The sequence below is a fragment of the Pseudoflavonifractor capillosus genome (assembly GCF_016899775.1).
In the GTDB taxonomy this organism is placed as follows: Bacteria; Bacillota; Clostridia; order Oscillospirales; family Oscillospiraceae; genus Lawsonibacter.
The window spans coordinates 1-22740 of the sequence record NZ_JACJJE010000042.1 but is presented as its reverse complement, the minus strand read 5'-3'; the positions used below and the strand labels follow the sequence as shown (position 1 = coordinate 22740).

General features: G+C 63.0%; 19 protein-coding genes. 16 read left to right on the top strand and 3 right to left on the bottom strand.

Translation table 11 applies throughout. The features are described from left to right. Positions 1–11 precede the first annotated feature (11 nt). Complete coding sequence (locus H6B31_RS12190) at positions 12–1703, bottom strand: RND family efflux transporter (RefSeq protein WP_204898770.1); 1692 nt, start codon at positions 1701–1703, stop codon at positions 12–14. Between the two features lie 320 nt (positions 1704–2023). Next, on the bottom strand, positions 2024–3262 hold the full coding sequence (gene glyA / locus H6B31_RS12185) for a serine hydroxymethyltransferase (protein ID WP_204898778.1): 1239 nt from the start codon (positions 3260–3262) through the stop codon (positions 2024–2026). A gap of 289 nt (positions 3263–3551) precedes the next feature. Between glyA and nth the strand changes: the two genes are divergently transcribed. From nth to H6B31_RS12145, 8 genes are all read left to right on the top strand, one after another. After that, a complete protein-coding gene (nth, locus tag H6B31_RS12180; protein ID WP_204898769.1) occupies positions 3552–4208 on the top strand; it encodes an endonuclease III in 657 nt (218 codons plus the stop codon). Positions 4209–4234: 26 nt separating this feature from the next. Further along, positions 4235–4909, top strand: a complete 675-nt coding sequence (locus H6B31_RS12175; protein WP_243419030.1) for a YczE/YyaS/YitT family protein — start codon at positions 4235–4237, stop codon at positions 4907–4909. Between the two features lie 14 nt (positions 4910–4923). Further along, the gene (locus tag H6B31_RS12170; protein WP_204898768.1) at positions 4924–5832 is read left to right on the top strand and encodes a PhzF family isomerase; all 909 of its coding nucleotides are present in this window, start codon (positions 4924–4926) and stop codon (positions 5830–5832) included. Then, complete coding sequence (locus tag H6B31_RS12165; protein WP_204898767.1) at positions 5829–6293, top strand: GNAT family N-acetyltransferase; 465 nt, start codon at positions 5829–5831, stop codon at positions 6291–6293. Before H6B31_RS12170 ends, H6B31_RS12165 begins: the two co-directional genes overlap by 4 nt. A 27-nt stretch (positions 6294–6320) precedes the next feature. Then, positions 6321–7583, top strand: coding sequence for a replication-associated recombination protein A (locus H6B31_RS12160; protein ID WP_204898766.1), 1263 nt, complete (start codon positions 6321–6323; stop codon positions 7581–7583). A gap of 152 nt (positions 7584–7735) precedes the next feature. Further along, a complete protein-coding gene (locus H6B31_RS12155) occupies positions 7736–8428 on the top strand; it encodes a response regulator transcription factor (protein WP_204898765.1) in 693 nt (230 codons plus the stop codon). Positions 8429–8433: 5 nt separating this feature from the next. Then, positions 8434–8631, top strand: a complete 198-nt coding sequence (locus tag H6B31_RS12150) for a DUF951 domain-containing protein (protein WP_204898764.1) — start codon at positions 8434–8436, stop codon at positions 8629–8631. Positions 8632–9952: 1321 nt separating this feature from the next. Continuing rightward, a complete protein-coding gene (locus H6B31_RS12145) occupies positions 9953–10831 on the top strand; it encodes a B12-binding domain-containing radical SAM protein (protein ID WP_204898763.1) in 879 nt (292 codons plus the stop codon). Positions 10832–10877: 46 nt separating this feature from the next. Here H6B31_RS12145 and H6B31_RS12140 read toward each other — a convergent pair whose 3' ends face one another. Continuing rightward, positions 10878–12203, bottom strand: coding sequence for an Ig-like domain-containing protein (locus H6B31_RS12140; RefSeq protein WP_204898762.1), 1326 nt, complete (start codon positions 12201–12203; stop codon positions 10878–10880). Between the two features lie 225 nt (positions 12204–12428). On the opposite strand from H6B31_RS12140, the gene pyrE reads away from it, so the two are divergent. From pyrE to uvrA, 8 genes are all read left to right on the top strand, one after another. Beyond that, positions 12429–13103 carry an orotate phosphoribosyltransferase gene (gene pyrE / locus H6B31_RS12135; RefSeq protein ID WP_204898761.1) on the top strand — a complete coding sequence of 225 codons (675 nt, stop codon included), beginning with the start codon at positions 12429–12431 and terminating at the stop codon, positions 13101–13103. Between the two features lie 670 nt (positions 13104–13773). Beyond that, positions 13774–14478, top strand: a complete 705-nt coding sequence (locus H6B31_RS12130) for a JAB domain-containing protein (protein WP_204898760.1) — start codon at positions 13774–13776, stop codon at positions 14476–14478. Between the two features lie 112 nt (positions 14479–14590). Then, the gene (gene uvrB, locus H6B31_RS12125) at positions 14591–16564 is read left to right on the top strand and encodes an excinuclease ABC subunit UvrB (protein ID WP_204898759.1); all 1974 of its coding nucleotides are present in this window, start codon (positions 14591–14593) and stop codon (positions 16562–16564) included. A gap of 352 nt (positions 16565–16916) precedes the next feature. Next, complete coding sequence (locus H6B31_RS17285; protein WP_243419029.1) at positions 16917–17075, top strand: hypothetical protein; 159 nt, start codon at positions 16917–16919, stop codon at positions 17073–17075. A 623-nt stretch (positions 17076–17698) separates the two neighbouring features. Continuing rightward, positions 17699–18193, top strand: coding sequence for a Cys-tRNA(Pro) deacylase (gene ybaK / locus H6B31_RS12115; protein WP_204898757.1), 495 nt, complete (start codon positions 17699–17701; stop codon positions 18191–18193). Positions 18194–18214: 21 nt separating this feature from the next. Then, on the top strand, positions 18215–18724 hold the full coding sequence (locus H6B31_RS12110; protein ID WP_204898756.1) for a GNAT family N-acetyltransferase: 510 nt from the start codon (positions 18215–18217) through the stop codon (positions 18722–18724). Positions 18725–18764: 40 nt separating this feature from the next. Next, positions 18765–19550 (top strand): hypothetical protein, encoded by a 786-nt coding sequence (locus H6B31_RS12105; RefSeq protein WP_204898755.1) that lies wholly within the window; start codon positions 18765–18767, stop codon positions 19548–19550. A gap of 55 nt (positions 19551–19605) precedes the next feature. Continuing rightward, on the top strand, positions 19606–22431 hold the full coding sequence (uvrA, locus tag H6B31_RS12100) for an excinuclease ABC subunit UvrA (RefSeq protein ID WP_204898754.1): 2826 nt from the start codon (positions 19606–19608) through the stop codon (positions 22429–22431). Positions 22432–22740 lie beyond the last annotated feature (309 nt).

The window sequence follows — 22740 nt, the reverse complement described above, 5'->3', positions numbered from 1 at the left end:
GTTCACCCCGCTCATCCATAGGCCGATTCGACCAGGTAGTTGACAAAGACCTCCTCGTCCCCGTTGAGGCCGCTCTTAATCTCCACGTTGTAGTCGTCGTTCAGGCCGGTCTCCACCTTCACGGGATAGAAGCCGTCCTCGGGAGAGGGGTACATGGGGGGCTGGCCGGGCTCCGGCTCCGGGATCTCCAGGTCCACCGCGTTCTCGGGGCGCTTGTCCGCCCGGATAAAGACCACGCTGTCCGTACTGCCGTCCTCGCCGGGGATGTTCTTCACGCTCTGCATGGGAACCATCATACAGTCGTCCGACTGGCTGGCCACAAAGGAGTAGTCCAGATACATGCCGGCCAGCAGAGAGCCGTCCTGGTTGTCCACCGTCAGGGTGACGGGGTAGTTGGTCATACCGTTCTGGCTCTCGGCGGCCCCCATGTTGATGGCGGTGACAGTGCCGATGAAGGTGTTGCCGTTCCAGTCGCTCAGCTCCACCGTCAGGCCGGGCTGGACAAAGGCGATGTTCCGGTCGTCCACGGTGATGTCCACCACCATGTTGGTGGTGTTGGAGATGGTGACCACGGTGTCGCCGCTCTTGACCTCCGTGCCGGGGGTGAGGGTGCAGGAGGTGACCGAGCCGTCAATGGGGGAGACGGCGTTGAAGTCGGCCAGGCCCTTCTGGGCGTCGGCCAGCTTCTTCTGGGCCTCGTCGATCTCCTTCTGCTTGGACATGATGGTCTCGTCGATGGTGCTGGAGCCCAGGGTGAGCAGGGCCTCCCCGGCGGACACGTCGGCGTAGTCCATCAGGTTGCCCTGGGACACCACCGGCCCGGCGGCCTTGGTGACGATCTCCCGGGTCTCGTAGTACTCCGTCTTGCCGTTCTCATAGGGGTAGATGGCGGAGCCGTCCGAGGCGGTGAGGGTGGCCGAGGCGTCCATCCCGGCGGTGAGGGTGCCTGGGTTTTGGAAGGCGATGACCGCCTCAAAGTGGACCGCCCCCTCGGGGGAGATGAAGCGGACCTTGTTGATTTTCTCCACAGTGCCGGTGTATGTACCCATGACGGTGGGGATGGACACCTGGACGGACTGGCCGGTGCGGATCTGATTTTCATAGGCGTAGCTGAAGTACAGGGAGAGCTTCAGCTTCTTGTCGTTGACCAGGGTGGCCACCGCGGTCTCCTTGGCCACCTCCTGGTCGGGCTGGAACTCCTTCACATTGATGAGCTTGCCGGCGAAGGGGGCCCGGACGGTGAGGTTGTTGGCGTCCTCCAGCAGGGCGGACATCTCCTTGTTCAGGTTGTCCACCTGGGTCTGGGCCTGGGTCACCTGGTCCTGGGCCTCCTGGCTGAAGATGGTGTACAGGGGCTGGCCCGCGGTGACCGTGTCGCCGGGGGAGACAAAGACCTCCTGCACCGTGCCGCCGGCGGTGAGGGTGATAGCGGCGGATTCCTTGGCCTTGGCGTTGCCGCTGCCGGTAACCTTGCTCTGGATGGTGCCGTACTGGACGGCCTGGGTCTGGATCTCGCTGCTGGCGCTGTCCTGCTTGGTCAGAAAGCGGTAGAGCAGAAAGCCGCCCGCCGCCAAAGCCACCACAACCGCGCCGGCAATAACCGCCTGGCGCACCTTGCGCTTGTTGAACTTCGGCTTGGGCCGGCCCGGCGGAGAGGCCGGGGACGCAGCTGGAGCGGGCTGGGGAACAGTCACTTCTGGCATGGTATCAAGTCCTCCTAACGTAATGTCTGCTGAGCAAACCGCAAAGGGGTTCACCCGCGCGGCACAGCCATGCGGGGGGCCGCATATGCAGATCAGTGCATTCTCCTGTTCCATTATAGGTTGCTTTTTCCGGGAAAAGCAATTACAAGGCAATTACAAATGTTTAAGAAACGATTAAGGTTTCCTTGGGACTTTTTTCACATACCACAATACGTGTCTGCCCCGGCAAAAACGCGGGAAAACTGGAGAAAACCGCTCCCGGAACAAAAAAGCTCCGGCGGTCCTCATGGACCGCCGGAGCGGAAAGGCAGGGTGCAGGGTCAGACGTTCTGATAGAGGGGATAGCGGCCGGTGAGCTCCTTCACCTGGGCGCGCAGTTCGTCCGCCTTGGAGGCGAAGTCGTCCTGGGCGGCCTGGCAGATGAGGCGGCCCACCACCTTCATGTCCTCCTCGGTGAAGCCCCGGGAGGTGACGGCGGGGGTGCCCACCCGGATGCCGGAGGTGACAAAGGGCTTCTCCGGGTCGTTGGGGATGGCGTTTTTGTTGACGGTGATATACACCTCGTCCAGGCGGTGCTCCATCTCCTTGCCGGTGAGGTGGGCGGGGCGCAGGTCCACCAGCATCAGGTGGTTGTCCGTGCCGCCCGACACCAGATCCAGCCCACCCTCCATGATGGTCTGGGCCAGAACGGCGGCATTCTTGACGATCTGCTGCTGATAGGTCTTGAACTCGGGCTTGAGGGCCTCGCCCAGGGCCACAGCCTTGGCGGCGATGATGTGCTCCAGGGGGCCGCCCTGGGAGCCGGGGAAGATGGCGGAGTTGAGCTTCTTGGCGATGGCCTCATCGTTGCACAGGAGCATGCCGCCCCGGGGGCCCCGGAGGGTCTTGTGGGTGGTGGTGGACACCACGTCGGCGTAGGGGATGGGGGAGGGGTGGCACCCGGCGGCCACCAGGCCGGCGATGTGGGCCATGTCCACGAACAGATAGGCGCCCACCTCGTGGGCGATGTCGGCGAAGGTCTTGAAGTCGATGATCCGGGGGTAGGCGGAGGCGCCGGCCAGGATCATGCGGGGCTTGTGCTTTCTGGCCAGGTCCCGCACCTGGTCGTAGTCGATGCGGCCGTCCTCGCCCAGGCCGTAGGCCACCATGTTGTAGTTCTTGCCCGAAAAGTTTACCGGGGAGCCGTGGGTCAGGTGTCCGCCCTGGTCCAGGCTCATGCCCAGCACCGTGTCCCCATGCTGGCACAGGGCCTGATAGACGGCGAAGTTGGCCTGGGCGCCGGAGTGGGGCTGCACGTTGGCGTAATTGGCGCCGAAGAGTTTCTTTGCCCGCTCGATGGCGATGTTCTCCACCACGTCCACGCACTGGCAGCCGCCGTAGTAGCGCTTGCCGGGGTAGCCCTCGGCGTACTTGTTGGTGAGGACGGTGCCGGCGGCGGCCAGGACGGCGGCGCTGACGATGTTCTCCGAGGCGATGAGCTCGATGTTCTGCTGCTGCCGGTCATACTCGGCACGGATGGCCTGCCCCACCTCAGGGTCGGCGGCGGTGATAAAGTCCATGACTTCTGTGACCAATGGGAACACTCCTTTTTCTCTGATTCAGCCCGGCGTCCGGGCGGTGATATTCCCTATTATAACAGACCGGGCGGAAATTACAACGAATTGTTTCCACAGTTTTTTGGAAGCAGGGCTGAGGGAAACAGATCGTTTTGACGCAGGGCGGGAACAAGATGGCTCCGTTTCCGGAAAACGTCCAAAATCCTGTCGAATTTCTTTTCCTGATGTGATATAATAACTTTGTTCGCCCTGTGGGCGCATCTAAACTCTGACCCGTGAGGTGGGACAGTCTATGAAAACCAACGAGGAAGTCTGGAGCATTGTCAACGAACTGAAGGCGCTCTACCCCGACAGCCTGTGCTCCCTGGAATATGAGAAGGACTATGAGCTGCTGTTCTCTGTGCGCCTGGCGGCCCAGTGCACCGACGAGCGGGTGAACAAAGTCACCCCCGCCCTGTTTGCCCGGTTCCCCACCCTGGAGTCCCTGGCTCAGGCGGACGTGGCCGAGGTGGAGCAGTACATACATTCCACCGGCTTCTTCCGGGCCAAGGCCCGGGACATCGTCCTGGCCTCCCAGATGCTGCTGCGGGACTACGGCGGCAAGGTGCCGGGCACCATGGAGGAGCTCCTGAAGCTGCCCGGTGTGGGCCGCAAGACGGCCAATCTCATGCTGGGAGATGTATTCCACGTGCCCGGAGTGGTGGTGGCCGACACCCACTGTATCCGGATCACCGGTCTGCTGGGCCTCACCGACGGATCCAAAGATCCCGCCAAGGTGGAGATGCAGCTGCGGCAGGTGCTCCCCCCGGAGGAGTCCAACGACTTCTGCCACCGGATGGTCCTCCACGGCCGGGCGGTGTGCATCGCCCGCCGGCCCCAGTGTGAGAGCTGTACCCTGCGGCCCTGGTGCGATCACTTCGCTAAAAACCGGGCCGGGGCCAACGCATAAAACCATAACACAAGGAGAGGGATTTCTTGAAAACCGTAAATCGCTGGGTATTGTACTTACTGGGCATGCTGGTGCTGGCCCTGGGGCTGACCCTGAACACCAAGGCGGGGCTGGGGGTATCCCCCATCATCTCCATCGCCTTCGCGGTGTCGGAGATCTGGGGCTGGAACTTCGGGGACATGACCTTCCTGCTGTACTCCCTCTTTGTGGCGGGGCAGTTTGTGCTCCGGGGGAAAAATAGCCGGCTCACCGACCTGCTCCAGCTGCCCCTGAGCCTGGCGTTCAGCCGGGTGCTGAACCTGTACAGCGCTCTCATCCCCTATGAGGCGGCGGAACACGGGTTTTTGGCCAACTTCGGCCTGCTGCTGGCGGCCATCTTCTTCACCGGAGCGGGAGCGGCCATCACGGTAAACATGAAGCTGGTCCCCAACCCCGGCGACGGCATCGTGGCCGCGGTGGCGGAGAGGCTGGGCCGGGACCAGGGCTTTGCAAAAAATGTGTTTGACGTGGGCTGTGTGGCGGCCACCTGCATGCTGGGCCTGCTGGCGGCGGGCCGGATCGTGGGCATCGGTGTGGGGACCATCGCGGCCATGATCGGGGTGGGCCGGTCCATCGCCCTGGTGAACTACTTGGGAAAACAGAAGATGTGTCTGGCGGCGGGGCTGCTCCAGAAAGAGGTCCCCGCCGGCCAGGAGGCATAAAGGAGGAAACATCCATGAAGCGAAGCTATGCGGTCTATCAGGTGGACGCCTTCACCAAGGAAAAGCTCTCGGGCAACCCCGCCGGGGTGGTGCTGGACGCCCGGGGCCTCACCGACGAGGAGATGCGGCGCATCGCCCGGGAGCTGAACAACTCGGAGACTGCCTTCATCCTGCCCGGGAAACCGGGGGAGTACGACGTGCAGGTGCGCTTCTTCACCCCTGCCAAGGAGGTCCCGGTCTGCGGCCACGCCACCATCGCCTCTCACTATGTCCGGGCCATGGAGCTGGGGCTGGACAGCGCCCGGGTGGTCCAGAAGTGTGGAGCGGGTATTTTCGCGGTAGACGTGTGTAAGGAGAACGGGGACTACCGGGTGGTCATGTCCCAGGGCAGGGCCGTCCTGGGGGAGCCCCTGTCCCGGGAGCATCAGGACCGGGTGCTGGCCGCCCTGGGTGTGATCCGTGACGACCTGCGGCCGGGCTACCCCATGGCCTCGGCCTCTGTGGGGTCCCCCAAGCTGATGGTGGTGCTCAGCGACCTGAACAAACTGCACAGCCTGACCCCCGACCTGGAGGCCCTGAAGGAGCTGAGCGGCGAGATCGGCTGCAGCGGATATCTGGTCTTTACCCTTCACCCGGGGGAGGAGCCCCTGGTCCACGCCCGGATGTTCGGCCCCGCAAACGGGGTGGCCGAGGACCCGGTGACGGGGATCGCCAACGGCCCCATGGGGGCCTATCTGGTCCGGAACAGGCTGATCCCCGCAACGGGAGACGAGGTTCGGTTCACCGCCGTCCAGGGGGAGGCCATGGGCCGTCCCGGCTCCATGGAGGTGCGGGTGGCACTGGAGGACGGACAGCCCGGTGAAATTCAAATTGTGGGCAACGCGGTGGTGGCCTTTCGGACCACCCTGGAGCTGGACGCATGAGGGGCGGCAAGCGGGAGCTCCGCCTCACCGGCGGGGACGACCCCAAGTTCCGCGCCCTGGTCCGCAAGTTGGACCAGGAATATGTGGACCGGTTTGGAGAGACCGCCCTCCAGTACCGGCCCTACAATACCTTGGAGAAGATCGAGGCGGCCTGTCTGCTGATCGTGGACGGCACGCCGGCGGCCTGCGGGGCCATCCAGCCCCTGGACGAGGACACCGCCGAGCTCAAGCGGGTCTATGTCCTCCCGGAGTTCCGCCGCCGGGGTCTGGCCCGGCAGGTGGTGGAACAGCTGGAGCTCCAGGCCCTGTTTCACGGGTATCAGTTTATGGCCCTGGAGACGGGCCGGGCCATGCCCGAAGCCGTCGCCCTGTACACCAAACTGGGCTACCGGGAGACCGAGCCCTGGGGCCCCTTTGCCGGGGACGAGCTGTGTCTGTGCATGAAAAAGGAGCTCACCTGATTTTTCGCAGGAAAGGAAGAACACGCCATGGCCTACCGGCCTCTCGCCGACGAAATACGGCCCAAAACCCTGGATGAGGTGGTGGGCCAGAAACATATCTTAGGAAAGGACGGCCTGCTGCGCCGGATCATCGAGGGGGGCGACATCCCCAACCTGATCTTCTACGGCCCCTCGGGGACGGGAAAGACCACGGTGGCCAACATCATCGCCCAGCGCACCAACCGCCCCCTCCACCGGCTCAACGCCACCACCGCCTCTATTTCTGATATTAAGGACATTATCGCCGACATCGGCACCCTCCTGGCCCCGGACGGGGTACTGCTGTACCTGGACGAGATCCAGTATTTCAACAAGAAGCAGCAGCAGTCCCTGCTGGAGTTTATGGAGAACGGGAAGATCACCCTCATCGCCTCCACCACGGAGAACCCCTTCTTCTACGTGTTCGGGGCGGTGCTCTCCCGGTCCACCGTATTTGAGTTCAAGCAGATCACCGCCGAGGACGCCCTCCCCGCCATCGACCGGGGGGTGGACCTGCTCAATGAGCGGCTGGGCGGGACTCTTGTTCTGGAGGACGGGGTGCGGGAGCACATCGCCTCCGCCTGCGGCGGGGACATCCGCAAGGCCATGAACGCCCTGGAGCTGCTCTCCTCCGCCGCCCGGCGGGAGGAGGGAAAGCTGGTGATCTCCCTGGAGGACGCCCAGACGGCGGCCCAGAAATCCGCCATGCGCTACGACCGAGAGGGGGACAACCACTACGACATCGCCTCCGCCCTGATGAAGTCCCTCCGGGGCTCCGACCCGGACGCGGCGGTCCACTACCTGGCCCGGCTGCTGGAGGCGGGGGACCTGATCACCGCCATCCGGCGGCTGCTGTGCTCCGCCAGCGAGGACGTGGGGCTTGCCTACCCCCAGGCGGTGCCCATTGTGAAGGCCTGTGTGGACAGCGCCCTGCAGTTAGGGCTGCCCGAGGCCAAGCTCCCCCTGTCCGAGGCGGCCATTCTCCTGGCCACCTGGCCCAAGTCCAACTCCGCCTGCATGGCCATCGACGCGGCCATGGCGGACGTGCGGGCGGGCCGCACCGGGGACATCCCCCGGGAGCTCCAGAACGTCCACGCCGACTCAGCGGGGATGGAGCGGGAGCAGGGGTACCTGTACCCCCACGACTTCCCCGGCCACTGGGTGAAGCAGCAGTACCTGCCCAACGAGCTGAAAAACCGGAAATACTACCAGTACGGGGACAACAAGACCGAGCAGGCCGCCCGGCGGTACTGGGAGGAGATCAAGAAGTAGGGGCGGCAAAATTGAAGATCGGCCAGATGAGGACATCGGGCCCTGCTAAAGCCTGTTTTTGTAGGGCCCCGTGCCCTCACGGGGCCGTCCGTGGGTGCGTACAGCATGCCCCTACGGATTTTGCATATTCCCCAAGAAAGGAAGGAAAACCCATGGAATCCATTCGCGTCCTGGTGGTGGAGGACGACCAGGACATCAACAATCTGCTGTGCACCATCCTGCGGGATGGGGGGTATGAGAGCCAGGCGGCCTTCTCCGGCAGCGAGGGGCTGCTCTGGGCGGAGCGGGAGAACTTCGACCTGGTGCTGCTGGATTTGATGCTCCCCGGCCTCACCGGCGAGCAGTTCATTCAGAAGATCCGGCCCCTGCGCACCATGCCCATCATCGTCCTGTCCGCCAAGGCGGGACTGGAGGACAAGGTGAACGTGCTGCGCATGGGGGCGGACGACTTCATCCCCAAGCCCTTCGACAACCTGGAGGTACTGGCCCGGGTGGAGGCCCAGCTGCGGCGGGTGAAGAAGTTCTCCGCGCCCCCGGCCCAGAAGCAGCAGCTCTCCTGCGGGGACTTGGTGCTGGACCGGGACGAGTTCACCGTCACCGCCGGGGGCAGCCCCGTCACCCTCACCGCCCGGGAGTTTGAGATCCTGGCCCTGCTGATGGAGTATCCCAAAAAGGTGTTCACCCGGGAGCAGATCTACCAGCACGTGTGGGGGGAGGACTACTTCGGTGATGACAACACCGTCAACGTCCACATCAGCAACCTGCGCTCCAAGCTGGGCAAGGCCAGCGACCGGGAGTATATCAAGACCGTCTGGGGCATCGGCTTTAAAATGGCGGAGGTGTGAGTTTCATGGATATCCATGTGAACGACGTGCTGAAGATGAAAAAGGCCCACCCCTGCGGCAGCCAGGAGTGGCTCGTCCTCCGGGTGGGTATGGACTTCAAGCTCCGCTGCCAGGGATGCGGCCGGGAGGTCATGCTCCCCCGGAGCAAGGCGGAGAAAAATGTTCGGAAGGTGTTTCGGGACGGAGCGCCGGTGGAGGTTTAGATTTTGGCAGGGGTGTTTCGCCGCCCACTCTTTATGAGCCTTCCCCCTGGGGGCTGACTCCCCTTGTCAAGGGGAGATGGCCGAAGGCCAGAGGGGATAGGGATAGGTGCCCCAGTGCGCACACTGGGGCGGATGATGGGGCGATGATCGGATTGTTTCGTTCGTCGCAGGAGGAGTTTCTCCGCTGTGATGGCGAGCAGGGTTCCGCCCTGCGGGGCGGGTTCCTTTCTGCCCGGGCAGAAAGGAACCAAAGAACCGCCAAGGGGTGGGCTCAGGATGGGCACTGCGTGCCCATATTCGCCCGCCCCCTGGACCCCCATTTTACGGGGGCCCCAATCAGGCAGCCTTGGCGGTCATCGCAAAGGCGCGGGTGGACAGAGGATTGGCTTCCGGTCTATGACCGCTGCCGCTGAGTTTCCGGTAACCTTTGGGTGGTACCCCTACCGGTTGGAAGCGCGCCTTTTGGGCTGGTGGGGCTCAAGTTCGGCTCAGAGGGACGGCGGGCGGGTGAGGGCACCCGCCCCTACGGCGGATATGGAAACCGCTGTATTTTTCACGTAGGGCCCGGTATCCTCATCGGACCGTTCCCGGGCGGCCCAGTGTGCCGCCCCTACGAAAAGAAACATCCCGGATTTTCCTTAGGGGCCGGACACTGGCCGGCCCGCCGATGACGAAAGATTTCCGATATACGGCGGGAGGGGCAATTCCCTATCCCCTCTGGCCCTTCGGGCCATCTCCCATTGATAAGGGGAGTCGTCCCCTCCCCTACGGGTTTCGAGAAAACCTTCCGTTTTTGCGTAGGGGAGCCCAGCCCCTTGGGGCTCCCGCCGTCAACAGACCGAGTACCGTTAGCTCGGCAAACCCAGGCGCAGTCGTGAAACCGCACCAGCGGCAATTTTTGCAGACCTAGGGCCCAGTGGCCCGGCGGGAATTTAGACACCCACTCAGATTTTGCGCGCCGGAAATATTGCAAGACCTAACAAGTACGCGTTCCCCGTAATGGGGTCCGGGGAAAGGCGAATATGAGCGCGGAGCGCTCATCCTGAGCCGTCCCCGGTGGCGTTTTGGTTAATCTCTCCCGTACTCCCGGCGAAGCCCAGCGCAGCGGGTTCGCCGGGAAGAGGAGGAGCAAGGGAGCGGGCGCAGTTTTCGCCGTCAGGCGGAAACGGAGACAAGCGGACTTTGCGACGACGAGCCGCCATGGGCAAAGTAACTCGCCGCCCGCAGGCGGCGAAATCCCCCTGCAAAGAGCGCCTGGGGCAGCAAAATTCCCCGCAAACATGTTGTTTATTTTGTGAAAAGGAAGAAAGGAACAAAAACTATGCGTTACGACAGCGACATTTTATACCGCCCCCCCGGGGAGTGGAAGAGCTACCTGCTCCAGTGCACCATCGGGTGCTCCTACAACAAGTGCACCTTCTGCGCCATGTACAAGGAGAAGAAATTCCGCATCCGCCCGGTGGAGGAGATTCTGGAGGACATCGACATGGCCCGGGACTACTACGGCCCGGGGCTCAAGCGGGTGTTCCTCATGGACGGGGACGCCGTCATCATGAAGACGGACGACCTGATCCGGGTGCTGCGCAAGCTGTACGACACCTTCCCCGCCCTGGAGAAGGTGACCACCTACGCCGGTCCCCGGAGCACCCTGGCCAAGAGCCCGGAGGAGCTGCGGGCCATCCGGGAGGCGGGCCTGAACCGGGCCTACCTGGGGGTGGAGAGCGGTAGCGACGCCGTTTTAAAGGCTATCAACAAGGGGGTCACCGCCGCCCAGATGCTGGAGGCGGGGCAGAAACTGGTGGCCGCCGGCTTTGACCTGTGGGCCATCATCATCATGGGCCTCACCGGCCAGGACGGGGACTGGGAGGAGCACATCCTGTCCACCGCCAAGATGATCAACGAGATGAAGCCCCGCCACCTGTCTGCCATGACCTTCGCCCCCGCCAAGGGCACCCCCCTGGGGGAGGACGTGCTGGCCGGCCGGTTCAAGGTGTGCACCCCGGACCAGATCCTGGAGGAGTGCCACCTGCTCATTGAGCACCTGGACGTGGACCCGCTGCATTTCACCAGCAACCACGCCTCCAACTACCTGCCCCTGAAGGGCGGTCTGCCGGAGGACAAGGAGAAGTTCCTGAAGCTGCTGGACGAGGCCCTGGCGGGCAAGATCCGCCTGCGTAAAACCTTGAACCGGGGCATTTAAGTATAAAAAGAACATCCACCGGAGCAGTCCGGTGGATGTTTTTTGCTTACCAGGGGAACCAGCCGTCGTCCTCCCGGGCGGCCAGCACGTCCAGCGCGCCGTCCAGCAGCTCGGCCGCGTCGGCCCGGGTGAGGGTGCTGCCCAGGGCGGCGGAGTTGGTCTCCTCCTCCCGGAGCACGCCGGAGGCGGCCAGGTTGGCGGCGGCCTGGCTGGCCCAGTGGGCCTCGGTTCCCTCAGAGGCAAAGACCTCCAGAGGCACGTCGGCCACGTCCAGCAGGTTGTTGAGCATCACGGTGGCCTCCCCCTGGGTGATGACGTCCTCCGCCCCAAAGACGGGGGCGCCGCTGTCGTCTCTGGAGCCCTGGATCACCCCCGCTGACAGGGCGGAGGAGACGCAGCCCTTGGCCCAGGTGGGGATGGCCGCGTCGTCGGAGAAGCTGGTGACCGTTACATCCTCCATGGGCTCCAGACCGGCGGCCGCCATGGCCAGGGAGAGAAACTCCGCCCGGGAGACTGTCTGGTCCGGGTCAAAGAAATACTGACCGTTCCGGTACTCGCCCACGAAAATGCCCTCCTCCGCCAGACGGAGGGCCGCCTTGTGTGCGGGGCTGCCGTCCAGGTCGGCGTAGTCCACCTTGGTGTCCGGCTTGTCGATTTGGACGGTCACCTTGGCCTCGGGAGAGGTGTTCCCGGCGGAGTCGATGGCCACGTAGGTGAAGGAGTCCTTGCCTGTCTTGTTTTCATAGGGGGTGTAGACAAACCGGGCGGAGCCGTCCTCAGCCAGCTCCACACTGCCCCGGGCGGGGGTGTCGGTGAGCTGGAAGGTGAGGGTGTCCCCCTCCCCGTCCACCGCGTCGAAGTAGCCGGTGATGGCCACGTTCCGGTAGGTGGACAGGTCCATGTTCCGGGCGATGGGGGCCTCATTGGCGGCGGTGAGCAGGTAGAGGGTGACGGTGGTGTCCTCCGGCTGGGCGGAGGAGGACGAGAAGGCGGGGGTGAAGGTGAAGCTGGTGGTGGTGACAGTGGGGGCGGGGCTGGACTGGAAGGCCAGCCCGGACAGGGCGGTGGCGTCGATCACCGTGCCCACGGTCAGCGCCTGACCGCCCATGGTGAGGGAGCCTGCCCCGGGGTCGGGGAGAGAGGCCAGGGTGATGTGGGACAGCACGGCGTCTGTGCCGGACTCCACCGCAAAGTCCTGGGGGGAGAAGGCGATGGTGTCCCCCACCAGGCCGTTTTTGGTGAAGTCGGCCACGGCGGGGACCTCCTCCTTCTTGTCCCAGAAGAAGGCGGAGGCGGACAGGGGCAGGGCGCAGACCAGCAAGAGGGTCAGCACGGCGGCCAGTCCGCGCCGGAAAAGAGGAAACTGTTTCAAGGGGATGACCTCCTTATTGAATGGATGTGCCCCTAGTATTTGCCTGGATGGGGAAATGATACAGGAAAAGAAAGGTACGGTCTCAGGGGGACAGATTGGACGGAAAAGAGGTGGTTTCCCTACCGCGCTGGTCCTTGTATCCGGGGACGGATCGTGATATAATAAGACGGTTTCCGAGTTTTCCCATACAAAATGGACCATACTACCGATTGAGAGGCTGCTGTTATGACTTACAAGGAAGAATTTATTACCTTTATGGTGCGCTCCGGCGTGCTGACCTTCGGGGACTTCACCACCAAGTCCGGCCGGAAGACCCCCTACTTTGTGAACACCGGCAACTATAAGACCGGCGCCCAGGCCGCCAAGCTGGGCGACTACTACGCCGCCTGCATCCAGGAGCACATGCCTGACGGCATCACCTGCCTGTTCGGCCCCGCCTACAAGGGCATCCCCCTGGCGGTGTCCGCCGCCGCCTCCCTGTACCGGAACTATGGCCGGGACCTGCCCTACTGCTTCAACCGCAAGGAGGTCAAGGACCACGGCGAGGGGGGCTCCATGGTGGGCTATAAGCCCCAGAACGGGGACGACGTGGCCATCATCGAGGACGTGGTTACCGCCGGCACCGCCGTGCGGGAGTCCATCGAGCTTTTCAAGCACGTGGCCGACGTGAACATGAAGGCCCTCTTTGTCAGCGTGGACCGGATGGAGCGGGGCACCCGGGAGTGCTCCACCCTGGACGAGCTGCGAGAGGACTACGGCATCCAGGTTTTCCCCATCGTTACCGTGCGGGAGGTCATCTCCTTCCTCCACAACAACCCCATCGACGGCAAGGTCTACATCGACGACGACATGAAGGCCAAGATGGAGGCATATCTGGAGCAGTACGGGGCCAAGGGCTGAGCCATCAAATCCCCCGTCCCCCTCGGAGAGCGGAGGGGGGCCTCCGGGGGGAACTGGTGCCCCCCGGAAAACGCGGCGCGCGAACGCGCAGAGCGGTCCCCGCAGGGACCGCCCGCGTTTTGGATGGAGGCCTATCTGGAGAAGTACGGGGCCAAGGGCTGATATATCGAAAATTGGAACTGAAAGGTCCGTGATTTCGCCGTCAGGGATACTCTTTTTGCTCTAATGGGATGTGGTTCCGGACGGCGACCTACTTTGCCCGTGGCGGCAAAGTAGGCAAAACGCCACCGGGGACGGCTCAGGATGAGTGCTCCGCACTCATATTCGCCTACCCTACCCCCTCTGACCCTTCGGGCCATCTCCCCCTGACAGGGGGAGTCGGCCCCGGGCCCCATTACGGGGGTATCCCTTTGGGTGGGCGGAAAATTTCCGGCGCGCAAAATCAGGTGTGATGGGCCTGAATTCCAACCGGGCCACTGGGCCCTGAGTTTGCAAAATCTGTGGCTGATGCGGTTCCGGAAATGCGCCTGGGGTTCCTAGCCAACGCTCCCGGGCTGTTATCGCCGTAGGGGCTGGGCCAAGACCAGCCCGCTCTGTAGAACTCTGTGTTTCTTTGTAGGGGCGGCACACCTGGGCCGCCCGTGAACGATAGAGAAGGGAGGTGCTTCCCATGGCGGATAAGCCCAAACACCGCCACACCGGACACCGGGAGCGGATGAAAGCGGAATTTCTGGCCCGGGGCTTGGAGGGCTGGCCCGACCACCGGGTGCTGGAGCTGCTGCTGTTCTACACCATCCCCCAGGGGGATGTGAACGACCTGGCCCACGAGCTGGTGGAGCGGTTCGGCTCCCTGGCCGGGGTACTGGACGCCTCGGTGGAGGAGCTGAAGAAGGTGAAGGGTGTGGGGGACCACACGGCGGTCTTTCTCCGGATGCTCCCGGCGGTGCTGGGCCGGTACCAGGGGGCCCGCACCCGGCTGAGCGCCATCATCAACAGCCCGGAGGAGGCCTACGCCTGGCTGGAGCCCTACTTCTTCGGGGCCCGGAACGAGATGGTCTACGTTCTGTGCCTGGACGGCAAGCGGCAGGTGCTGGGGGTGCGGAAGGTGGCCGAGGGCAGCATTGAGCTGGCGGAGGTGAACACCCGGCGCATCGCCGAGGAGGCCATTGGCCTGCGGGCCGCCCAGATCTACGTGGCCCACAACCATGTGAGCAACCTGGCCATCCCATCCCAGGCGGACTGGCTGACCACCGACACCCTCCGGGGCGCCCTGCGCCCCATCGGCATCGAGCTCATTGACCATCTGGTGTTTGTGGACGGGGATATGGTCTCCCTGAAAGACAGTGAGCACCTCAAAAGTTTACAGTACGTGTAATGTGTGACGGGCATGCTCCTCTCCATTTTCAGTGGAGAGGAGCAAAACCATCTTGCTGGGGAACATTTGTTCTGATATAATAAGGAGAATCCAAACAGGGGGAGGGGCGGAGATGCCAAAATTTGAAGTGGTTTCCGAGTATACGCCCTCCGGCGACCAGCCGGAGGCCATTGAGGCGCTGTCCAACGGCATTGAGATGGGGCTGGATGAGCAGACCCTCCTGGGCGTCACCGGCTCGGGCAAGACCTTCACCATGGCCAAGATCATCGAGAAGGTCCAGCGTCCCACCCTGGTGCTGGCCCACAATAAGACGCTGGCCGCCCAGCTATGCGCCGAGTTCCGGGAGTTCTTCCCCAAAAACGCGGTGGAATATTTCGTCTCCTACTACGACTACTACCAGCCGGAGGCCTACATCCCCCACACGGACACCTTCATCGAGAAGGACTCCGCCGTCAACGAGGAGATCGACCGGCTGCGCCTGTCCGCCACCGCCTCCCTGCTGGAGCGGCGGGACGTGATCGTGGTGTCCTCCGTGTCCTGCATCTACGGCCTGGGCGAACCGGAGGACTTTGCCGCCATGATGGTGGCCCTCCGGGTGGGTATGACCATCGAGCGGGACGAGCTCTTGAAGCGCCTGGTGGCCATCCGCTATGAGCGCAACGACATCGCCTTCGAGCGCAACATGTTCCGGGTCCGGGGAGATACCGTGGAGGTGTGGCCCGCCTACTGGAAGGACACCGCTCTGCGCATCGAGTTCTTTGGGGATGAGATCGACCGCATCAGCGAGATCAACGTGGTCACCGGCACCCCCATCCGCCGGCTGAACAACATCCCCATCTGGCCGGCCACCCACTACGTCACCCCCAAGGAGAAGATGGACGCCGCCATCCAGGAGATCTACAAGGAGCTGGAGGAGCGGGTGGCCTTCTTTGAGAGGGAGGGCAAGCTCATCGAGGCCCAGCGCATTAAGCAGCGCACCATGTACGACATCGAGATGATGCAGGAGCTGGGCTACTGCTCCGGCATCGAGAACTACTCCCGGGTCATCGAGGGCCGGCCGGTGGGCTCCCCTCCCCACACCCTGCTGGACTACTTCCCCAAGGACTTTGTGCTGTTCATCGACGAGAGCCATGTGACCCTCCCCCAGGTGCGGGCCATGTACAACGGGGACCGGGCCCGAAAGACCACCCTGGTGGACTACGGCTTCCGCCTGCCCTGCGCCTTTGACAACCGCCCCCTGAAGTTTGAGGAGTTTGAGAAACGCCTCAACCAGGTGGTCTATGTCTCCGCCACCCCCGGCGAGTACGAGCGCACCCGCTCCGGCCAGATTGTGGAGCAGGTCATCCGGCCCACCGGCCTGCTGGACCCCAAGGTGGAGGTCCGCCTGGTGGAGGGCCAGATCGACGACCTGATCGGGGAGATCAACATCCGCACCCAGCGCAACGAGCGGGTGCTCATCACCACACTCACCAAGAAGATGGCGGAGGACCTCACCGCCTACCTCCAGAACACCGGCATCAAGGTGCGGTACATGCACCACGACATCGACACCATCGAGCGCATGGAGATCATGCGGGACCTGCGTCTGGGCACCTTCGACGTACTGGTGGGCATCAACCTCTTACGCGAAGGCCTGGACCTGCCGGAAGTTTCTTTGGTGGCTATTCTGGACGCGGACAAGGAGGGCTTCCTCCGGTCGGAGACCTCCCTCATCCAGACCATCGGCCGGGCGGCCCGAAACGCCGACGGCATGGTCATCCTGTACGCCGACACCATCACCCCCTCCATGCGCCGGGCCATGGACGAGACCGAGCGCCGCCGGGAGAAGCAGGACGCCTATAATAAAGCCCACGGCATCACCCCCAAAACGGTGGTCAAGTCGGTGCGGGAGCTGCTGGAGATCTCCGCCACGGCGGAGGATGTGGCCTCCGACGAGCGCCAGGGCAAGGTCAAGGCCATGACCAAACAGGAGAAGGCCGCCGAGATCGCCCGGCTGGAGAAGGCCATGAAAGAGGCGGCGAAGATGCTGGAGTTCGAGCTGGCGGCTTCGTTAAGAGATCAGATTATCGAGTTGAGAGGGAAGTAAGGAGAATTTTATGGATTCTCTCCCAAAACGAAAACAGAATCGTCTGACCGGATACGATTACAGCCAACCGGGGTGTTATTTTGTTACCATATGCAGTAGGGACAGGGAGCATCTATTTGGTTGCGTCGTAGGGGCCGATGTCCTCATCGGCCCGCACGTTCAATTATCGGAAATCGGTGCCATTGTCGAACAAACAATTTCTCAAATTCCATCTGTAGATAAATACATTGTAATGCCAAATCATGTCCACATTTTACTCCGTCTCCCTGTTGCCAACAACGGGCCGATGGGGACATCGGCCCCTACACAATCGGTTCCTTGGATTGTTCGTTATTTAAAACGGACTGTTACAATGGCTTGTGGGAAAACTGTCTGGCAGCGCGGCTACCACGACCACATCATCCGCAGTGAGGCGGACTATCTCCGCATCTGGGACTACATCGACACAAACCCCGCCAAGTGGCGGGAGGACTGTTACTACTGCCAAGCCGAGAGGGCGACCTTGCCGTGACGCACTCCTACTTTATTCCACTCCGGCCACCGACGGGCGGCCACATGGGGCCGCCCCTACAATGCGCCCGAGACCTTCCCCCTCATCCGTTGCGACCTCCGGTCGTGCCACCTTCACCTTGGGGGAAAGGCTTACGGGCGGCTCAGGTGTGCCGCCCCTATGCGGCAAACGAACCGCCCTCATGCTGAGGCCGTTCCCCTTATCCGTCGCGCTTCGCGCGACACCTTCCCCCAGGGGAAGGCTTACGGGCGACCGCAAGGGTCGCCCCTACAGCGAAAACCGGACCATGAGCGTTGGTTCGGGAAACCCAGGCGCAGGTGTGGAACCGCACCAGCGGCAATTTTTGCAAACCCAGGGCCCAGTGGCCCGGAAGGAATCGCGGAGGCTACTCCCTTTTTGCGCGCCGGAAATCCAGCAACATCTAACAATAGGGCGTCCCCCGTAATGGGGTCCGGGGTAAGGCGAATATGGGCACGTAGTGCCCATCCTGAGCCGTCCCCGGGGGCGCTTTGGTTCCTTTGCCGCCATGGGCAAAGGAACTCGCCGCCCGCAGGCGGCGAAATCCACCCGCCGTCTCCGCCGGGGCGGCAAAATCCCCCTGTGATAGAAATGAGGAAAACCACATGTCCAAGAAAGAAGAAAAAACCAACGTGATGCGGGTCCTGGACCAAAAGAAGATCCCCTACACCCCCCACACCTATTCCCACGGGGACGGCGAGGCCCCGGACGGGGTGACGGTAGCTCAAAATCTGGGGATCAACCCGGCCCAGGTGTTCAAAACCCTGGTGACAAAAGGGGCCTCCGGGGGATACTATGTCTTTGACATCCCGGTGGCGGCCACCCTGGACCTGAAAAAGGCCGCCAAGGCGGTGGGGGAGAAGTCCATCGCCATGCTCCACAGCAAGGAGCTGCTCCCCCTCACTGGCTACGTCCACGGGGGCTGCTCCCCCATCGGGATGAAAAAGCAGTTCCCCACCGTGTTTCACCAGAGCGCCCTGGACCAGGAGACTATTTTCGTCTCTGCCGGGAAGATCGGCTTCCAGGTGGAACTGTCCCCCGCGGATCTGATGAAGCTGGTGCGGGGGACCGCGGCGGACGTGACCGCGGCCGCAGAATAACCGAAAAGCAGGAGAGAGACCATGACCATCCGACCGGCCCAAGCGGGCGACTATTCCCAGATCTATTCCCTGGTCCAGACGGCCTTTGCCACGGCGAAGGTCAGCGACGGGACCGAACAGGACTTTGTGCTGGAGCTGCGCCGGCGGGACAGCTACCGTCCCGAGCTGGAGCTGGTGGCCGAGGAGGACGGACAGCTCATCGGACACATCCTCCTCACCATTTTGCCGGTCCCCGGAGCTCCCCAGGGGCTGCGGGGGCTGATGGTGGCCCCCCTGTGTGTCCGGCTGGAGGACCGGAGCCGGGGCCTGGGCGGCCAGCTTCTCCAAGAGGGGGGCCGCCGGGCGGCGGAGCTGGGGTACAACGCCCTGTTTCTGGTGGGCGATCCGGACTACTACGGCCGGTACGGCTTCCAGAACGCCGTCTCCCTGGGGTTCCAAAACGCCTCCGGCGTGCCCGACCAGTTTTTGCTGGCACGGGGGCTGACCCCGGATGCTTTACAAAACGCGGGGGGCGCGCTGGCGCTCCATTGAAACCCAGGAGAGAATCCGCTTCTGTCGAGGAGGGCTTACCATGACCGCGCTGAAAGCAAAGTGGAGCGAAATGTCCCTGTACCGCCGGGTGCTGTTGATCGTGATGGCCATAGAAATCCTTGCGTTTTTCTTTGCTACTCTGGTGATGATAAACCGGCCCGGTTTGGAGTATCAGGACGCCCTGCTCTACCCCGGCACCGAGGGAGATATTCAGATTTACCAGGGTACGGTGGACGGAGAAACCGCCCGGTTTGCCGTGTCTCCGGAGTGGGAAGTCTCCTATCAGTGGGGGGACTATACCTACGGTCCCTATCAGATTACAGAGGACCCTGCCGCCGTCCCCGACGGCTATGAGGGAAGTCAGGGCATTGAGATCCGCCTGGGGGATGAGGTGCTGTTTCGGGGGTGCTATCTCCCCAGCTCCACTCTGTCGCTGATTCAGGAGGACGGGGAACCTCTCTGGGGAAGTTCCTCCTACGCATTTGCAAGCGACGGGACTATTTTGGGAGAGAACGGCCGCGTCATTACACAGCAGGAGTTCCACGAGCCTGATCTGTACACCTTGGTTCGGGTGGCCCTGGAGCCAGAGCTCACCCACCGGGGAAGCATGGGGCTCTATCTGGCGGTCACCCTGCTGGCCCTGTTCAACATCATTCAGATCTGTTTCCCCCACCTCTTCTTCCGCCTGAGCCTGCTGGGCCGTGTGCGGAACATCGACGACGCGGAGCCCTCCGACTTCTACATCGCCATGGAGCAAAGCGAGTGGGTGGTTTTGGCATTGGCGTGCCTGCTGTTCTACTACATGGCTATGACTACGATACAATAGAGAACGCGCCTGTCCCGCGGGGCGGGCAAAACGAACACAAAAAAGAGGAAAAACCATGCAGGATCATATTTATGTAAAAGGCGCCCGGGAGAACAACCTGAAAAACGTGGATGTGACCATCCCCCGGGACAAGCTGGTGGTGCTCACCGGCCTGTCGGGCAGCGGCAAGTCCTCTCTGGCCTTCGATACCATCTATGCCGAGGGCCAGCGGCGGTATGTGGAGTCCCTGTCCTCCTACGCCCGGATGTTCCTGGGACAGATGGAGAAGCCCGATGTGGACTACATCGACGGCCTGTCCCCCGCCATCTCCATCGACCAGAAGACCACAAGCAAAAACCCCCGGTCCACCGTGGGCACAGTGACCGAGATCTACGACTACCTGCGCCTTCTCTGGGCCCGGGTGGGCACCCCTCACTGCCCCATCTGCGGCAAGGAGATCAAGCAGCAGACCATCGACCAGATCATCGACCAGGTGCTGGAGCTGCCCGAGGCCACCCGCATCCAGGTGATGGCCCCGGTGATTCGGGGCAAGAAGGGCGAGCACTCCAAGGTCTTTGAGGATGCCCGCCGCTCCGGCTATGTGCGCTGCCGGGTGGACGGCATCACCTACGACCTCAGTGAAGAGATCAAGCTGGAGAAGAACAAGAAGCACTCCATCGAGATCGTGGTGGACCGTCTGGTCATCCGGGATGATATCGCCCGCCGCCTCACCGACTCGGTGGAGATCGCCTCCGGCCTGTCCGGCGGACTGGTGGTCATCAACGTGGTGGGGGAGGACCGGGACATCCTGTTCTCCCAGAACTACGCCTGCGAGGACTGCGGCGTGTCCATCGAGGAGCTCACCCCCCGGATGTTCTCCTTCAACAACCCCTTCGGGGCCTGCCCCACCTGCACCGGCCTGGGCAGCCAGCTGAAGGTGGACCCGGACCTGGTCATCCCCAACAAGAACCTGTCCATCCTGGAGGGGGCCATCACCGCCTCCGGCTGGAGCAACATCAAGTCCGACGGCATCTCCCGCATGTACTTTGACGCTCTTTCGAAAAAGTACCGCTTCAAGCTGGACACCCCGGTGAAGGACCTGTCCAAGGAGGTCATGGACGTGATCCTCTACGGAACCCGCGGGGAGGAGCTCACCCTCCACTACGACCAGCCCCGGGGGAAGGGCACCCTCCACCAGCCCTTTGAGGGCATCTGCAACAACCTGGAGCGCCGCTATAAGGAGACCCAGTCCGACGCCATGCGCCGGGAGCTGGAGGACTGCATGAGCGAGTGCCCCTGCCCCACCTGCCAGGGCCGCCGCCTGCGGAAGGAGTCCCTGGCGGTCACGGTGGGCGGCCTGGACATCGACGCGTTCTGCCACAAATCCGTCACCCAGGCTCTGGACTTTGTGGACCACCTGGAGCTGTCTGAGACCCAGATGATGATTGCCGAGCGGATTTTGAAGGAGATCAAAAACCGGCTGGGCTTCCTCCAGTCGGTGGGCCTGCAGTACCTCACCCTGTCCCGGGGGGCGGGCTCCCTGTCCGGCGGCGAGAGCCAGCGCATCCGCCTGGCCACCCAGATCGGCTCCTCCCTCATGGGGGTGCTGTATATCCTGGACGAGCCCTCTATCGGCCTGCACCAGCGGGACAACGACATGCTTCTGAAGACCATGCAGGACCTGCGGGACCTGGGCAACACCCTGCTGGTGGTGGAGCATGACGAGGACACCATGCGGGCCGCCGACTATATCATCGACGTGGGACCTGGGGCCGGCGTCCACGGGGGCGAGATCGTGGCGGCGGGCACCCCCGAGGAGGTGATGAACACCCCCGGCTCCATCACCGGCGACTACCTGTCCGGGCGCAGAAAAATTCCCGTCCCCAAGGAACGCCGGACTGGAAACGGGAAGCACCTGAAAGTCATTGGAGCGGCGGAGAACAACCTGCACCACATCGACGTGGACTTCCCCTTGGGCACCTTCATCTGCGTCACCGGCGTGTCCGGAAGCGGAAAGTCCTCCCTGATCAACGAGATCCTCTACAAAAAGCTGGGAGCCGACCTGAACCGGGTGAAGGTCCGTCCGGGCCGGCACGACCGCATCGAGGGGGAGGAGTTCCTAGATAAGGTCATCGACATCGACCAGTCCCCCATCGGCCGCACCCCACGCAGTAACCCCGCCACCTACACCGGTCTCTTTAACGACATCCGGGAGCTGTTCGCCTCCACCCAGGACGCCAAGGCCCGGGGCTACGGCCCGGGGCGGTTCTCCTTCAACACCCGGGGCGGCCGGTGTGAGGCCTGCCAGGGGGACGGCCTGCTGAAAATCGAGATGCACTTCCTGCCCGATATCTACGTCCCCTGCGAGGTGTGCAAGGGCAAGCGCTACAACCGGGAGACCCTGGAGGTCCACTACAAGGGCAAGAACATCTACGAGGTGCTGGAGATGACGGTGGACGAGGCCCTGCCCTTCTTCGAAAACCTGCCCCGCATCTACAACCGCCTGAAAACCCTGGAGGAGGTGGGCCTGGGCTATGTGAAGCTGGGCCAGGCCTCCACCACCCTGTCCGGCGGCGAGGCCCAGCGGGTGAAGCTGGCCACCGAGCTCTCTAAGCGCTCCACCGGCAAGACCATCTATATCCTGGACGAGCCCACCACCGGCCTGCACAGCTATGACGTCCAGCGGCTCATTGACGTATTGCAGAAGCTGGTGGACGCGGGCAATACCGTGGTGGTCATCGAGCACAACCTGGACGTCATCAAGACCGCCGACTATATCATCGACCTGGGCCCCGAGGGGGGCGACGGCGGCGGCACCATCGTGTGTACCGGAACGCCGGAGGAGGTCGCTCAGTGTGAGCGGTCTTATACCGGGAAGTATTTGAAGCGGATGTTGGTTTAAGTCTTTGCAGAGGGATTTCGCCGCCCGCTCTCATTAGCCTTCCCCCTGGGGGCCGACTCCCCTTGTCAAGGGGAGATGTCGCGAAGCGACAGAGGGGATAGGGAAAGGTGCCCCCGAAGGGGGCGGATGAGGGGACAGATTTCGGATTGGATTCGTTGTGCGCAGGGGGGGTATTTCGCCGCCCCGGCGGCGAGTTCCTTTCTGCACGGGCAGAAAGGAACCAAAGAGCCGCCAAGGGGTGGGCGCAATCGGCAGGAACGGCGTTGCCGCCCCTGCCTCCATGCCGCCCACCCCCTGGCGGCTCTTTGG